The sequence below is a fragment of the Oleiagrimonas citrea genome (assembly GCF_012395255.1).
GTDB lineage: Bacteria > Pseudomonadota > Gammaproteobacteria > Xanthomonadales > Rhodanobacteraceae > Oleiagrimonas > Oleiagrimonas citrea.
In genome coordinates this window covers 78,262-92,922 of sequence record NZ_JAAZQD010000005.1, presented here as the reverse complement: position 1 = coordinate 92,922, position 14,661 = coordinate 78,262, and the positions used below count along the sequence as shown (strand labels likewise).

The window sequence follows — 14,661 nt, the reverse complement described above, 5'->3', positions numbered from 1 at the left end:
GACCATAGAACGACAACCCGCGTCACGCGGGTCGGCGGATGAGAACGAAGTCACGATTCCGCCGACGCACCGTGCGTCGGCGGCCACCCGAGGGGCGTCAGGACGCGTTGCGCAGCGCGGCGAGCAGGGCCTGACGCGGCAGCTTGCCGGTTTCGTTGCGCGGCAGCGCGGCGACGCGGCGCAGCGGCCGCGGCAAGAAGGCGGGATCGAGCATTTCGCGCAGACGCGCCGTCAATTCGGCCTGACTCAGGGTCGGCGCCACCACCAGGGCCGCGATGCGGCGCACCTGCATGGCGTCGCTCTGATCGAGCTGGAACATCACACCGTCCTCGACGCCGGGAATCGACAGCAGGCGACGATTGAGATCGGCCAGCGATGCGCGCTTGCCGGCAATCTCCAGCAGATCGGTATTACGTCCGCAGAGACGGAAATGCCGCGGATCGGGCAATTCCACCAGGTCGGCCAGAATGACCGGCGCGGCCAATTGCGGCGCTTCGATCCGCGTACCGTCGGGCTGCGGATGCAGCTGCACGTCCGGGTACAGCGTCCACAACACATCGGTCGTGGTGCGTCGGCTGGCGAAGACACAGGTCTCGGTAGAACCGAACACTTCCAGCAAGGGGGCATCGAAACGCGCTTCTGCCGTCTGTGCCAGCTCCGGCGGCATGGGCGCCGTGGCCGAGACCATCGCCGCCAGTGGCGGAAGATTCACGCCCTCGGCCAGCAAGGCACGCAGATGCACCGGCGTGGTCACCAGCACGCGGGGCGCCGGCACTTCGGACAGCGCGCGCGCGATGTCGGCGGCGAAGAACGGCCGCCCGGCGTGCACGCCGACGTCGCCCAGCAGCGGCAGCAGCACCGACATTTCCAGACCGTACATGTGCTGCGGCGGCACCGTGGCGACGACCTGAAACGTGTCGCCGAGGGTCGGCGCGAAGCTGGCCATGTTGCCTTCATTGCTGGCGTGCAGGCTGCCCCAGGTCTTGCGGTTGGCCTGCGGCTGACCGGTGGAACCGGAGGTGTAACCGATCACGGCCAGCTGATCCGCAGGGATCGCGGGCACCACGAAGTTCTCATCCAGCACTGCATGCAACGCCGGCATCGAAATGAAATTCTCGGGCGGCTCGCACGGCCGCGTCTCGGCCAGAGCATGACAACCGGGATGCGCGGCCATGACCTCGGCCACCGCCTGGCGCGCACGCGACGGCGGCAGCAGATTGGCCTGCCCGGCCAGCACGATGGCGCAGAACGCAACCAGAAAGCTGTACCGGTCCTCGCAAAGATTCACCACGCAGGCACCCGGCGGAAGTATGGATCGCACCTGATGCACATGGGCCAGAAAGACATCGGCGCGGATCGGCGCACCATCGCGCCAGACCACCACGCTCGACGGATCGTCGGCCTGCAGCAGCGGAAGCATCGCCTGCTTCTGCGGCGCATTCTGCAGCCGCACGGCTTGCGATGCCGACACGCCGATCTTGGACTCGCTATTCACGAACTTCCCCACACAACATCCCCCTAGGCGCGAATGATAGCGCCAGTCACGGCATCGCGAATGCTGGTCGGGCGCGATGCATCGCCGATCGGCGCATCCAGCACCGCATCCAGCCGGTCGCCGAACGCAGCGCGCACCCCCTCGGCGTCGCGCGCCGGAGGCGTGCCGTGGCGGTTGGCGCTGGTCGAGACCAGCGCCGCCCCGAACGCGCGACACAGCGCCGCCGCCGGCTCATGCGCGGTCATGCGCAGAGCGATCCCTTCGTGGCCGCCGGTGATCCAGGCTGGCACCCCGGATGCACGCGGAAGTATCCACGTATGCGGCCCGGGCCAGCTGTCGCGCACGCGCTGCAGCGCTTCGGCCGGCAGTGCATCCATGTCGATGTAGGGACGCAATTGTTCGAAATCGGCCCCGATCAGCAGCACGCCCTGCGTCGAGGGACGCTGCTTGAGCGCGAACAGCCGCTCGAAGGCGTCACGGTCGTGCGGATCGCAACCGAATCCGTACACGGCCTCGGTGGGGTAGGCGATCACACCGCCGGACTTCAGCGCTGTGATGCAGCGCTCGAGTCCGGCCTGGAAGGAAACATGGGACGAATCGTTCATGTCGGGCGCTGTATCAGTCTGCGTCACTGACGCTCTTTCCGACTGCCTTCTTCACGGCCGTCTTCTTGGCCGTGGTCTTCTTCGCGGCTTTCTTGGTCGCCTTCTTCGCAGCGGTTTTCTTGGTCGCCTTCTTCGCAGCGGTTTTCTTCGTCGCCGTCTTCTTCGTGGCTTTCTTGGCGGCGGTCTTCTTCGCCGCCGTCTTCTTGGTTGCCTTCTTGGCCGCGCCGCGACGCTTGCGCACCGGCGCGGCGGCCAGCAGCTCGACGCACTCGGCTTCGGTCAGTTCCTTGGGCTCGCGCTCCTTGGGGATGCGGGCGTTCTTCTCGCCATCGGTGATGTACGGGCCGTAACGGCCGTTGAGCACCTGGATGCCGCTGTCGAATTCCTGGATGACGCGGTTGGCCAGCATCTCCAGCTTTTCGCGGATCAGCTCCTGCGCGCGCTCGAAGGTGACGGTGTGCGGGTCCTCTTCCTTGGGCAGCGAGGCGTAGGTGCTGCCCTGCTTCACGAACGGACCGAAACGGCCGATGCCGGCGCTGACTTCCTCGCCGTCGACCTCGCCCAGCTTGCGCGGCAGCTTGAACAGCTCCAGCGCCTCGGCCAGCTCGATGGTGTGCATGCTCTGGCCCGGGCGCAGGCTGGCGAACTGCGGCTTTTCCTCGTCGTCGCGGGTGCCGATCTGCGCGAACGGCCCGTACCGACCCAGGCGCACCGAGACCGGCTTGCCGGTCTTCGGGTCGGTACCCAGCTCGCGCGCGCCGGTGGCCTGTCCGCGGTCGACGGTCTCGATCTTGTCGTCGACCTGGTCCTTGAACGGCTTCCAGAAGCGTTGCATCAGCGGCACCCAGGCTTCCTCGCCACGGCTGACGGCGTCGAGCTCGTCCTCCAGCTTGGCGGTAAAGTCGTAGTCGACGTACTGGGTGAAGTGCTCGGTCAGGAAGTTGCTGACCGTGCGACCAACGTCGGTCGGCTTGAAGCGGCGGCTGTCGAGCCAGACGTATTCGCGGTTCAGCAGCACCTGGATGATCGAGGCGTAGGTGGACGGGCGGCCGATGCCGAACTCCTCCAGCGCCTTGACCAGGCTGGCTTCGGAGTAGCGCGGCGGCGGCTCGGTGAAGTGCTGGTCGGCGAGAATGTCGGTCAACGGCACGACGTCGCCCTTGGCCAGTTTCGGCAGACGGCGCTTGTCGTCGTCGTCGCCCTTGGTGTCCTGACCTTCCTCGTACACGGCCAGGAAGCCCGGATCGATGACGGTGGTGCCGGTGGCGCGGAAGCTGGAATCGCCGACCGGGAATTCCACCGACACGGTGTTCAGCCGCGCGTGGATCATCTGGCAGGCGACGGTGCGCTTCCAGATCAGTTCGTAGAGCTTGCGCTGGTCGTCGTTGAGGTACTTGGCCACCTCCGCCGGGCGGCGCATCGCCGAAGTCGGACGAATCGCTTCATGGGCCTCCTGCGCATTCTTGGACTTCGCCTTGTACACCTGCACGGTCTCGGGCAGCGCCTTGTCGCCGAAGTCCCTGGCGATGACTTCGCGCAGTTCGCTGGTGGCCTCGTCCGACAGCGCGGTGGCATCGGTACGCATATAGGTGATCAGGCCGACGTTGCCTTCGTCGCCGATCGCGACACCCTCGTACAATCCCTGCGCCACGCGCATGGTGCGGCTGGTGGAGAAACCGAGCTTGCGCGCGGCTTCCTGCTGCAGGGTCGAGGTGGTGAACGGCGCGGCCGGACGGCGCTTGCGCTCGCGGCTGCCGACTTCGCCGACCGTCAGCTGGCCACCGGCCGCCTTCAGCAGCGCTTCGCGCGCGGCGTGCGCGGTGGCTTCGTCGGTCAAGTCGAACTGCTCGAACTTCTTGCCGTGCAGGCGCGTGAGCTTGGCGCGGAACGGGGTTTCCGTATGCGCCAGGTCGGCCTCGATGGTCCAGTATTCCTGCGGATTGAAGGCTTCGATCTCCTTCTCCCGCTCGACAATCATGCGCAGCGCCGGACTCTGCACGCGACCGGCGGACAGACCCCGCGCCACCTTGCGCCACAGCACCGGCGACAGATTGAAGCCGACCAGGTAATCCAGCGCACGACGTGCCTGCTGCGCGTCGACCATGTTGATCGACAGCTCGCGCGGATGCTCCACCGCGGCCTTGATCGCACGCGGAGTGATCTCGCTGAACACCACGCGGTGCACGTCCTTGCCTTCGAGCAGTCCGTCCTCGCGCAGAATTTCGCTGATGTGCCAGGAAATGGCTTCTCCCTCGCGATCCAAGTCGGTCGCGAGATAGATGGCGTCGGCCGCGCGGGCTTCCTTCTCGATAGCGTCGACGTGCTTCTGGTTGCGTTCGATCACGTCGTACTTCATGGCGAAGTCCTGTTCGGGATCGACCGCGCCCTCCTTCGGGATTAGATCACGCACGTGACCGTAGGAGGCCAGGACCTTGAAGTCCTTGCCGAGGTACTTGTTGATCGTCTTGGCCTTGGCCGGCGACTCGACGATGAGCAGGTTCTTTGCCATGCGGGCACGCAATCCGTGTCAGCTTGAGGGGTTTCGCGCAGGGGCTACCCGCGCACACATATATCTAGTGGGACCACACGCCCTAGCGCACTGTCAAGCAAAATCGGCCCGGGGCGTGCGCCAGCGCGCATCAGGACACGCGCTGATAGCGTCCGCCGGACTGGCTGACGAGGACGCCGTCGAGCTCCAGGCGCAGCAGCATCGACGACAGCGCGGGCGGCGACAGACCGCTGCGCTCGCGCAGCGTATCCAGTGTCACCGGGTCGTGCCCCAATGCCTCCAGCAGGTCCGCATACACCGGATCCCGCTGCAGTGCAGCAACCGGCTCCTCGGGCCCGACCGGAACCTCTTCCCGCAGTCGCGCGGCCAGATCGGCGCCCTGCGCCCGCGCCAGCGGAACCAGGGACGCGCAGATCTCCTCGACGTCTTCCACCAGGCGCGCACCATCCCGGATCAACCGGTGGCAGCCGCGCGCGAGGGGATTGTGAATGGAGCCGGGCAGCGCGTAAACCTCGCGTCCGCATTCGGCGGCCAGGCGCGCGGTGATCAGCGACCCCGACCGCAAGCCCGCCTCGACCACCAGCGTACCCAGGGCCAAGCCGGCGATGATCCGGTTTCGGCGTGGAAAATGGCCCGGCCTCGCCTTCACGCCCGGCGAGAATTCGCTGACGATCGCGCCCTGCTCGGCAATCGCCTCGCGCAGTGCCGCATGACAGCGCGGATAGACAAGATCCGGCCCGGTGCCCACCACGGCGACGGTGCCGCCGCCGACCTCCAGCGCCGCCCGATGCGCCGCCGCGTCGATGCCCTCGGCGAGGCCGCTGGTGATGACCAGACCGCGCTGCGCGAGCGCCGCAGCGAAATCGTGCGCATGCCGACGACCGACCGGACCGGCATGGCGGGCGCCGACCACGGCCAACTGCGGGCGCAGCAGCAGATCGGCGTTGCCCACGACGAACAGTGCCGCCGGAGGGTCCGGCATGCGTTCGAGCTGGGGCGGGAAATCGGCATCGGTGCAGCACAACAGACGCTGATGTGGTCGAGCCAGCCACTCGGCATCGGCCTCCAGACGCGCCGAATCCGGTCGACGCAGGCCATCCCGGGTTCGAGGTGCGAGTCCGAGCGCCCGCCCGTCGCACCGCGCTCGTTCGAGCGCTCGACACACGTCGCCGTCCGCGAGCGCGAGCAACGCGCGCACGCCCTTGCTGCCGAGTCCTGGCGCGCGCAGCAGCGTCAGCCAGGCGGTTTGTACGGATATCTCCTGCATGTCGCCCAGTGTAGGAAGGCGCGCATACAAAAACGGCGCGGGCAATGCCGCGCCGTTCTGTAGGGCTGTGCCGACGCACCCGCGCCGGCCCTGACCTCATTCGGGCAGTCGCAACACGTCGCCGGTGCGCACCGGACGCACGCCGTCCATGATCAGACCGTAGCTGACGTGATCGAAGGTGCGGAACACCATCACATGACCGACGAACTCGTCCGGCAGCGTGACACGCTCGCCGACACCGCGAAGAATGCTCGGGCTGGCCACATCGTCATGAATGTTTTCGCCCGGCTGAAACACCGCGTAGGTCTGGCCGTTGTTGACACCATCGCTGCTACCGATGGACAACGCCACCACCTCGCGCCGGCCCGCCGAGTTCAGCGAATCGGTGAAGGCGATCACGCGTGCATGGTCGGGCAGCGACTTCGGCGCATGCGGGTAGTAGTACGGGTCATACGGCTTGTCGTTGACCGGCATGAGGCGATCGCCCTTGCGGATCTCACGGTTGCTGTCGGTGACCAGCAACGTCGACGGATCGCCGCCGCGGAGCATCTTGGCGGTGCCGATCACGCGCACTTCGACGCCGACCTCGTCGCCCTTGCCGTAATGGCCGTCACGACGCGAATCCTCTCGCCACGGACCATTGACCATCGACACGTTGCTGTCCAGCAGATGCGCGACACGCGTCGGCGAATCGTCGAAGTGGCGGAACATGTGCGTCGGCCGGACGATCGCCCAGCGCTGGCCCGGCTTCGAGTCCAGACCGCGCACGTACACGAACTGGCCGGTAATGCCTCGAGGCATGTTCTCTTCGAAGCCGACCACATAGGGCGCCTGCTTCACCTGGTCACTGGGAAGAACGCGCATGTCCTCGAGGAACATCTTCAGCTGATCCAGCGGAATCGCCGGAATCGCCGAACCGACCTCGCGCATGCGCGGCTTCAGCATTACGTGCTGACCGTCGTAAGACAGGTTGAGGACATCGCCCGGATAAATCAGATGCGGATTGTGCACCTGCGGATTGGCCTGCCAGATTTCCGGCCACAGCCAGGGCTTCTGCAGGAAACGGGCGGAGATGTCCCACAACGTATCGCCCTTCTTCACCACGTAGGTGTCCGGGTGGCCGGGACGAAGCTGGGCGCCCGCAGCGTACACGGCGACCGTCACCAGCAGACCGGCGAATAGGGCAAGCGTTTTCTTAAGCATGACGGGTAATCCCCCGTTCCCCCAAGGTTTTTGCGAGTGTAGCTGATTCGCCCCCCGACGCAAATGCGCAGCAGCGGGGATTCGCGGAGAAGCGATCAGCACCGTACAATAAGCATGCTAATGGCGTGCGCGCTTGGTTTTCGCCGATTCGCCCGCAAATTGGCATCGACACACGGATTTTTCATCATGAGCAAGCTGACCGTACTCGAGTTCCCCGATCCGCGCCTGCGCACGAAGGCCGCCCCCGTAGCGGTATTCGACGATGCGCTGCGCACGCTGGTCGCGGACATGTTCGAAACCATGTACGACGCCCAGGGCGTGGGCCTGGCCGCGACTCAGGTCGACCGCCACCAGCGGCTGTTCGTGATGGATGTCTCCGAGAGCCGCGACGAGCCGATGGTGCTGTGCAATCCGCGCATCGTCGAGAAGCGCGGCACGCAGATGGAACAGGAAGGCTGCCTGTCCTTCCCCGGCGTGTTCGCCAACGTCGAACGTGCCAGCTGGGTGCGCGCCGAGGCCGAGGATGCCGACGGCACCACTTTCACCGTCGAAGCCGAGGGCCTGATGGCGGTGTGCATCCAGCACGAGATGGATCACCTGGAAGGCAAGGTCTTCGTCGACTACTTGTCGCCGCTGAAGCGCTCCATGCTATTAAAGAAGCTGGACAAGCAACGTCGTCAGGCAGGCTGACGCCATGCCCCGTCCGTTGCGTCTGGTGTTCGCGGGAACGCCGGACTTCGCCTTGCCCTGCCTGCGCGCCTGCCACGACAGCGACACCGAACTGGTCGCCGTCTACACCCAGCCCGACCGTCCCGCCGGCCGCGGCCGCAAGCTGACGCCGAGCCCGATCAAGCAGGCCGCGCTCGATTACGGCGTGCCGGTGGAGCAGCCGAAGACGTTGCGCGATGCCGACGCCCAGGCGCACCTGGCCGCCTATCGGCCCGACCTGATGATCGTGGTCGCCTACGGACTGATCCTGCCGCAGACCGTGCTCGATATCCCCACGCTGGGCTGTTGGAACGTGCATGCCAGCCTGCTGCCGCGATGGCGCGGCGCGGCGCCGATCCAGCGCGCCATCGCTGCCGGCGACACGGAGACCGGCGTGGCGCTGATGCGCATGGAAGCCGGCCTCGACACCGGACCTGTACTGCTCGAACGTCGCCAGCCCATCGCCTCCGACGAGACCGGCGGCAGCCTGCACGACAAGCTTGCCGCCCTCGGCGCCGAGGTGCTGGCCGATGGCCTGCGCCGCGCGCTGGACGACGACCTGCCGCAGGCGCGCCCGCAGCCCGACGAAGGCGTCACCTACGCGCACAAGCTGGACAAGGCCGAGGCCGAACTGGATTTCTCGCGCTGCGCCGTGGAACTGGAGCGCAAGGTCCGCGCCTTCGATCCGTGGCCGGTCGCCGTCGCGGAGGTAGCCGGCGAGCGCCTGCGCCTGTGGTCGGCGAAAGCACTCGACCGCGATCACGACGCCGCGCCCGGCACCGTGCTGGGCGGCGACACCGACGGCCTCGACATTGCCTGCGGCGAAAACGTGCTGCGCGTCGGCGAGGTCCAGCGCGCCGGCGGCCGTCGCATGCGCGTAGCCGATTTCCTCAATGCCCGCCCCGACCTGCGTCGGCGCGGCGCCTGAGGACACGGCCGATGGCCAAGCCCGCCGCACCCGACACCCGCGCCCTCGCCGCGCGCGCACTGGCGGAGATCGCCCTGCGCGGCGCATCCTCCCGTGAAGTCCTCTCGCGCCTGACGCCGCAGCTTCCGGATGCTCGCGATCGCGCGCTGCTGAACGCGCTGGTGCAAGCCGGCGCGCGCAGCTGGCTGCGCTACGACGCCGCCCTCGACCACATGCTGGACAAGCCGCTGCGACGCAAGGAACCGGCGGTCCATGCGCTGCTCGTGGTGGGCTTGGTGCAACTGGACGTACTGGAGCTTCCCGCCTACGCTGCCGTCGCCGCCACCGTGCAGGCTGCGCGGGCACTGGGCAAACCGCGCATGGCCGGCCTAGTCAACGCGGTGCTGCGTCGCTGGCAGCGCGAAGGCGACGCCCTGCGCATGAAACTGGACGCCGACGACGTCAGCCGCTGGGCGCAACCGGCCTGGCTGATCGACGCCGTGCGTCGCGACTGGCCACAGGAAGCCGAACGCGTGCTGGCCACCGCCAACCGCGAAGCACCGCTGACCCTGCGCGTGAATCGCCGCCGCGGCACACGCGACGCCTACCTGGAACGTCTGCGCGCTGCCGACCTCGCCGCGCACGCGCATCCCGAACTCGCCGACGCCGTGGTGCTCGCCGAGAGCACCGACGTCACCCGCCTGCCCGGTTTCGCCGAAGGTGATTTCGCCGTGCAGGACGGCGCGGCCCAGTTGACGGCCGACCTGCTCGATCTGGCCGACGGTCAGCGCGTGCTCGATGCCTGCGCCGCGCCCGGCGGCAAGACCTGTCATGCGCTGGAGCGCCATGACGTCGACATGCTCGCCGTGGAACTCGAGGCCGCACGCGTGCCGCGCATCCGTGAGAACCTGCAGCGCCTCGGCCTCGACGCACACGTGGTGCAGGCCGACGCGGCCTCGCCCGACGCCTGGTGGGACGGCGCGCCGTTCGACCGCATCCTGATCGACGCGCCGTGCTCGGCCAGCGGCGTGCTGCGGCGGCGTCCCGACGCGCGCCTGCATCGCCGCGCCACCGACATCGGCGCGCTGAACACGATCCAGCGGCAACTGCTGGATGCACTATGGCCGCTGCTGGCGCCGGGCGGACGGCTGCTCTATGTCACCTGTTCCCTGCTGCGCGCGGAGAATGAAGACATCGTCGCTCCGTTCCTGGACCGGCACGCCGACGCCGAGGTGCTACCGATCACGCTACCGATGGGCCAGACCGCCGGTCCCGGATGGCAGATCCTGCCCGGCGACGCCGATCTCGACGGCCTGTACTACGCCGCCCTCGGCAAGCGCCGCGTCTGACGCCCGCCACACGGCATCGCCGCACACGGTATCCTGACGCGTCTTTCAGGCCCGCTGCCGAGCATCCGTGAACCGACCCGTCCCGCTTACCCGCGCCCGCCCCCTGTTTCTGCGCACCGCACGCAGCGAGCTGATCGCGCTGCTGCTGTTCGCCCTGGTGCTGCTGGGCATCGGCATCGGCCTGCGCGACCCGTGGCCGTCGGACGAACCGCGCTTCGCCCTAGTCGCGCGCTGGATGGTCGAGCACGGCCAATGGCTGTTCCCGCACCGCGGCCACGAGCTGTACCCGGACAAGCCACCGGTGTTCATGTGGCTGCAGGCAATCTTCTACCTGATCGTGCGCAGCTGGCGCGTGGCCTTCCTGCTGCCGTCGCTGCTGTCGGGCCTGATGACACTGGGCCTGGTCTACGACCTCGGCCGCCGACTGTGGAACCACCGCAGCGGTCTGTTGGCCGCGGCCACGCTGCTGCTGACGATCCACTTCACCTACCAGTTCCGCAACGCGCAGATCGACCCGCTGGAAGTGGGCTGGATCACGCTGGCCAACTACGGTCTGCTGCGGCACCTGCTGCTGGGGCCGAACTGGCGCTGGTTCGCCATCGGCTGTTTCTTCGCCGGCGTCGGCGTCATCACCAAGGGCGTGGGCGTGCTGGCGCTGCTGATGCTGGCGCCGTTCCTGTTCGCGCGCTGGCGCGGCTGGCGGCATCTCGCACAGCCGCACGGCGGCTGGCGCTGGGCCGGTTCGCTGGCGCTGTTCCTGGTGCCGATTCTGGCCTGGCTGGTGCCGATGGTGCTGACCGCGCACCTGGACGGCGATCCGCAGCACGCCGCCTACGTGCAGAACATCCTGTTCGGCCAGACCGTGCATCGCTACGCCACGCCGACCGGGCACATCCATTCGCCGCTCTACTTCTTCGGCATCATGGCCACCGACTGGCTGCCGCTGGCGCTGCTGCTGCCGTGGGCGATTCCGGCCTGGTGGCGACGCCTCAAGCGCCGCGATGCCCGCTATCTGCTGCCGCTGGGCTGGTGGCTGCTGGTGCTGCTGTTCTTCTCGCTGAGCCCGGGCAAGCGCGACGTCTACATCCTGCCTGCGCTGCCGATGGTGGCGCTGGCCATGGGTCCGCTGCTGCCCGGACTGCTGCGCAAGATCGGTCCGCGCCGCGCAATTTTCGGCCTCACGCTTTTGCTGGCGTCGCTGCTGACCGTCCTCGCGACACTGGCGATGACCAAGCATCCGCACTGGGCCGCGCACATCGAACGCAGTCTCGATCCGCGCATCTGGCGCGTGCTGCTGGCGATCGGCGTCAGCGGCCTGCTCGCCGCCGCACTGTTCCGCATTCGCCGCGCGGCACTGGGCTGGGCCTTCTTCGCGCTCGCGCTGTGGAGTCTGTACGGACTGTGGGGCTATCCGATCCTCAACGGTGACCGCTCGGCGCTGGACGTGATGCAGCGCGCGCGGGAGCTGGCCGGACCACGAGCGACCCTGGGCCTGGTGGCGTGGAAGGAGCAGAACCTGCTGATGGCGCAGGGACCCGTGGCCGAGTTCGGCTTCCTGCGGCCCTGGCCGCAGCAGTTCCAGGCCGCCACAGCGTGGCTGCGCGCCGACCCGTCGCAACGGCGACTGTTCATCCTTCAGCAGGCCATGGGCGACTGCGTGCAGCGGGACCGGGCCGTGCACATCGGCCACGCCAATCGACGCGAATGGTGGCTGGTACCGGCTGACGCACTGATTCCGGGCTGCGTACCCGCCGACGGGCACGACGACGACTGACCCGGCTTTCAGGCCGCGGCGTCGGTGCGCAGGTCGATCGGCGGCTGGGTGAATTCGCCCAAGTGTGCGTCGATACCCTGTTCGCAACGCTGCAAACCATGCGCGACGGTGGCATCGAGAATGTCGTCGTTGATGCTGCGTCCCTCGTACTTGCGGCTACGATGCCACAGATGCGTGGCCATGCCGGCAAAACGCAGATCGCACCGCATCAGGCCATAGTTGAAGGCGCGCACCGCCAGCTCGGCATCCTCGCGCCCCCAGCCGGTCATGGCCTCGTTGAAGCCATTGATTGCGATCAGGTCCTCGCGCCAGAACCCCATGTTGCAGCTCTTGATGCCGCGACGATTCACGCGTGGAAACGCCCACACACGCGCCAACCACGGCAGGCGCAACGCATGACGCCGCCGCTGCAGGCCACGCGTGAAAAAGTGTGGACGGAACCGCTTGTGCGCGAGCATGCGCTTGGTTGCCCGTTCATCAGGCAGCATGCGCGAGCCCTGCACGAAACAGCCTCGGCGCGCGAAGGCATGATGGTCGGCGATGAAGTGTTCACCCGGCACCATGTCGCCATCGAGCAGCACGATGTAGTCACCACGCGCGGCAACGATGCCGCGATTGCGCGCGCGACTCATACGCGCGCCGTCATCCGGTTGCCAGACATGCGTCAGGCGCACCGGAAAGTGCTGTGCGTGCCGGGCCAGCACCTGCTTCGTCTGCTCGTCCGAACCGTCATCGGTCACGATCACCTCGAACGGCAACTCACGCTGCCGCGCCAGCCCCCGCAGCACGGCATCCAGCGCTTGCGGCCAGTTGTAGGTGATGACGATGACGCTGATGCGCATCCGGTGTTCCCCTTGCTCGCGCCTCAACGGAGGTCGCGATATTCCTTGGCGATCCGCGACCGGCGTTTCCACACCGACCACAAGATGGCGGCGGCACGCTCCAGATTGCGCCACCAGATGTCACGCCGCATGCGCACTAGCATGGCGTATCGGCGCGCTTCACGCCAAGTCGGTTCCGGCTTGGTCTTGAATTCGTGCTTCGCGCTTTCCAGGCAGGTCTCGTCCAGCCCGATGCGGCGCGCATAGTGCTGGATGAGATAACGCGAGCGCATGCGATTGAGATATTCGTTCACGCGCGTGCGCTGCCCCCACCAGCCGTTCTTGCCGTGGATGCGGTAATGCACCTGCCCGGTCGGTAGATAGTACTTGCGGCCGCCCAGAATACTGGTTCCGAACACCAGACAATTATCGGCCGAGAGCCGCCAGGTCCGTACCATGTCCTGCGGCAGATCCAGTACCTGCTGCGCCATCGCGCGACGAAGCGAAAGCGCCGAGGTCGGTGCACCGTACCAGTGCGCCAGCATATAGGTGCTCACCGCGGTGTAACCAAGATCCAGCGCACGATCGGCATAGCCCATCCAGCAATTCTCGTCGCCGAACAGTTGCAGATCGGAGAACACGTAATCGATGTCCGGCCGCTTGTCGTACAGCGCGCCGATACGCGCCAGGTAATCGGCACTCCAGTGATCGTCGGCGTCGAGAAAGCAGACCACGTCGCCCGTGCAGGCCGCCAGACCACGCAAGAACGCCACCAACTGTCCGCCATTCTCGCCCAGCAACAGGGTGACGCGCGCGTCCTCGCCGTAACGTTGTCGCAGCAGATCGGGCGTGCCGTCGGTGGAGCCGTCGTCGACGACAATCAGCTGCATGGCGGCACGCGACTGCGCCAGGACACCTTCGATGGCCTGCTCGATGTATGCGCGGTAGTTGTAGCTGGTGATGACTACAGAGAAGGATGTGGAGGCGCTCACGCGGGCACCTCGGTCAGCAATTGGCGGAAATAGCGCACCGTCTCGCGTAGCCCGTCGTCGAGTCCGACGCGCGGCTCCCAATCCAGCTTGTCACGTGCCATCGCGATATCGGGCTGACGCTGGCGCGGATCGTCCGCAGGCAACGGCTTGAAGACCAGCCTGGATGTTCCGCCGACGATGCCGAGCACTTTTTCGGCCAATTCCAGCATAGTGAATTCGGTCGGGTTGCCGATGTTGATCGGTCCGGTGAAACCGGTCTCGGTATCCATCATGCGCAGCATCGCCTCGACCAGATCGTCGACGTAGCAGAAGCTGCGCGTCTGCTGCCCGTCGCCGTAGATGGTGATGTCCTCACCCTTCAGCGCCTGCACGATGAAGTTGCTGACCACACGCCCGTCGTTCGGGTGCATCCGTGGGCCATAGGTGTTGAAGATGCGCACCACCTTGATGTCCAGGCCGTGCTGGCGGTGGTAATCGAAGAACAGTGTCTCGGCGCAGCGCTTGCCTTCGTCGTAGCAGGCACGTAATCCAATGGGATTGACCCGCCCCCAATAACCTTCCTGCTGCGGGTGCACTTCCGGATCGCCATACACCTCGCTGGTGGAGGCCTGCAGGATGCGCGCCTTCACCCGCTTGGCCAAACCAAGCATGTTGATCGCCCCGTGCACGGATGTCTTGGTCGTCTGCACCGGATCGAACTGGTAGTGCACCGGCGAAGCCGGACAGGCCAGATTGAATATGCGATCGGTTTCCACGTACAGCGGAAACGTCACATCGTGGCGCATCGCCTCGAAATAATGGTGATCCATCAGATGCGCGATGTTGCGCTTGGCACCGGTGAAATAATTATCTACGCACAATACGTCATGCCCGGCTTTGAGAAGCCGTTCACACAAATGCGAGCCGAGAAAGCCGGCGCCGCCGGTAACCAAGGTACGGTTCATGGGTGTATTCACAGATCCTGAAGTATGCGCGGCGACCTCCTGTCATTCCACTGAAAGCACAGTGTGCCTCAATTGCGAATGAGCTTC

12 protein-coding genes are annotated in these 14,661 nt (G+C 66.6%); 4 read left to right on the top strand and 8 right to left on the bottom strand.

Annotated features, from left to right (window positions below):
* Positions 1 to 97 precede the first annotated feature (97 nt).
* The 5 genes from HF690_RS12780 to HF690_RS12760 all read right to left on the bottom strand — a co-directional run bounded on the left by HF690_RS12780 (position 98) and on the right by HF690_RS12760 (position 7,079).
* A complete protein-coding gene (locus HF690_RS12780; RefSeq protein WP_168609813.1) occupies positions 98 to 1,420 on the bottom strand; it encodes an AMP-binding protein in 1,323 nt (440 codons plus the stop codon).
* A 98-nt stretch (positions 1,421 to 1,518) separates the two neighbouring features.
* Positions 1,519 to 2,100, bottom strand: a complete 582-nt coding sequence (gene tsaC / locus HF690_RS12775) for an L-threonylcarbamoyladenylate synthase type 1 TsaC (protein WP_168609720.1) — start codon at positions 2,098 to 2,100, stop codon at positions 1,519 to 1,521.
* A gap of 13 nt (positions 2,101 to 2,113) precedes the next feature.
* The gene (locus HF690_RS12770) at positions 2,114 to 4,609 is read right to left on the bottom strand and encodes a DNA topoisomerase I (RefSeq protein ID WP_168609719.1); all 2,496 of its coding nucleotides are present in this window, start codon (positions 4,607 to 4,609) and stop codon (positions 2,114 to 2,116) included.
* Between the two features lie 130 nt (positions 4,610 to 4,739).
* Positions 4,740 to 5,876, bottom strand: a complete 1,137-nt coding sequence (gene dprA, locus HF690_RS12765; protein ID WP_168609812.1) for a DNA-processing protein DprA — start codon at positions 5,874 to 5,876, stop codon at positions 4,740 to 4,742.
* A 96-nt stretch (positions 5,877 to 5,972) separates the two neighbouring features.
* A complete protein-coding gene (locus HF690_RS12760; RefSeq protein ID WP_168609718.1) occupies positions 5,973 to 7,079 on the bottom strand; it encodes a LysM peptidoglycan-binding domain-containing protein in 1,107 nt (368 codons plus the stop codon).
* Between the two features lie 186 nt (positions 7,080 to 7,265).
* On the opposite strand from HF690_RS12760, the gene def reads away from it, so the two are divergent.
* The 4 genes from def to HF690_RS12740 all read left to right on the top strand — a co-directional run bounded on the left by def (position 7,266) and on the right by HF690_RS12740 (position 11,817).
* Positions 7,266 to 7,769: a peptide deformylase gene (gene def, locus HF690_RS12755; protein WP_113065660.1), complete on the top strand. Its 504-nt coding sequence runs from the start codon at positions 7,266 to 7,268 to the stop codon at positions 7,767 to 7,769.
* A 4-nt stretch (positions 7,770 to 7,773) separates the two neighbouring features.
* The gene (gene fmt / locus HF690_RS12750) at positions 7,774 to 8,715 is read left to right on the top strand and encodes a methionyl-tRNA formyltransferase (RefSeq protein WP_193568503.1); all 942 of its coding nucleotides are present in this window, start codon (positions 7,774 to 7,776) and stop codon (positions 8,713 to 8,715) included.
* An 11-nt stretch (positions 8,716 to 8,726) separates the two neighbouring features.
* Positions 8,727 to 10,043 carry a 16S rRNA (cytosine(967)-C(5))-methyltransferase RsmB gene (gene rsmB, locus HF690_RS12745; protein WP_168609717.1) on the top strand — a complete coding sequence of 439 codons (1,317 nt, stop codon included), beginning with the start codon at positions 8,727 to 8,729 and terminating at the stop codon, positions 10,041 to 10,043.
* A gap of 67 nt (positions 10,044 to 10,110) precedes the next feature.
* Positions 10,111 to 11,817 (top strand): glycosyltransferase family 39 protein, encoded by a 1,707-nt coding sequence (locus HF690_RS12740; RefSeq protein WP_168609716.1) that lies wholly within the window; start codon positions 10,111 to 10,113, stop codon positions 11,815 to 11,817.
* Between the two features lie 8 nt (positions 11,818 to 11,825).
* On the opposite strand, the gene HF690_RS12735 is transcribed toward HF690_RS12740, so the two are convergent.
* From HF690_RS12735 to HF690_RS12725, 3 genes are read right to left on the bottom strand one after another with little or no spacing between them, the layout of a single operon-like run.
* Positions 11,826 to 12,659 carry a glycosyltransferase family 2 protein gene (locus HF690_RS12735; protein ID WP_168609715.1) on the bottom strand — a complete coding sequence of 278 codons (834 nt, stop codon included), beginning with the start codon at positions 12,657 to 12,659 and terminating at the stop codon, positions 11,826 to 11,828.
* A gap of 23 nt (positions 12,660 to 12,682) precedes the next feature.
* Positions 12,683 to 13,630, bottom strand: coding sequence for a glycosyltransferase family 2 protein (locus tag HF690_RS12730; protein ID WP_113065656.1), 948 nt, complete (start codon positions 13,628 to 13,630; stop codon positions 12,683 to 12,685).
* Positions 13,627 to 14,574, bottom strand: a complete 948-nt coding sequence (locus HF690_RS12725) for a UDP-glucuronic acid decarboxylase family protein (RefSeq protein ID WP_113065655.1) — start codon at positions 14,572 to 14,574, stop codon at positions 13,627 to 13,629. Before HF690_RS12725 ends, HF690_RS12730 begins: the two co-directional genes overlap by 4 nt.
* Positions 14,575 to 14,661 lie beyond the last annotated feature (87 nt).

Bases quoted from the DNA above. Each gene is read 5' to 3' on its own strand.
- HF690_RS12780 (WP_168609813.1), bottom strand. From the start codon at position 1,420: ATGCTTCCGCTGCTGCAGGCCGACGATCCGTCGAGCGTGGTGGTCTGG.
- tsaC (WP_168609720.1), bottom strand. From the start codon at position 2,100: ATGAACGATTCGTCCCATGTTTCCTTCCAGGCCGGACTCGAGCGCTGC.
- HF690_RS12770 (WP_168609719.1), bottom strand. From the start codon at position 4,609: ATGGCAAAGAACCTGCTCATCGTCGAGTCGCCGGCCAAGGCCAAGACG.
- dprA (WP_168609812.1), bottom strand. From the start codon at position 5,876: ATGCAGGAGATATCCGTACAAACCGCCTGGCTGACGCTGCTGCGCGCG.
- HF690_RS12760 (WP_168609718.1), bottom strand. From the start codon at position 7,079: ATGCTTAAGAAAACGCTTGCCCTATTCGCCGGTCTGCTGGTGACGGTC.
- def (WP_113065660.1), top strand. From the start codon at position 7,266: ATGAGCAAGCTGACCGTACTCGAGTTCCCCGATCCGCGCCTGCGCACG.
- fmt (WP_193568503.1), top strand. From the start codon at position 7,774: ATGCCCCGTCCGTTGCGTCTGGTGTTCGCGGGAACGCCGGACTTCGCC.
- rsmB (WP_168609717.1), top strand. From the start codon at position 8,727: ATGGCCAAGCCCGCCGCACCCGACACCCGCGCCCTCGCCGCGCGCGCA.
- HF690_RS12735 (WP_168609715.1), bottom strand. From the start codon at position 12,659: ATGCGCATCAGCGTCATCGTCATCACCTACAACTGGCCGCAAGCGCTG.
- HF690_RS12725 (WP_113065655.1), bottom strand. From the start codon at position 14,574: ATGAACCGTACCTTGGTTACCGGCGGCGCCGGCTTTCTCGGCTCGCAT.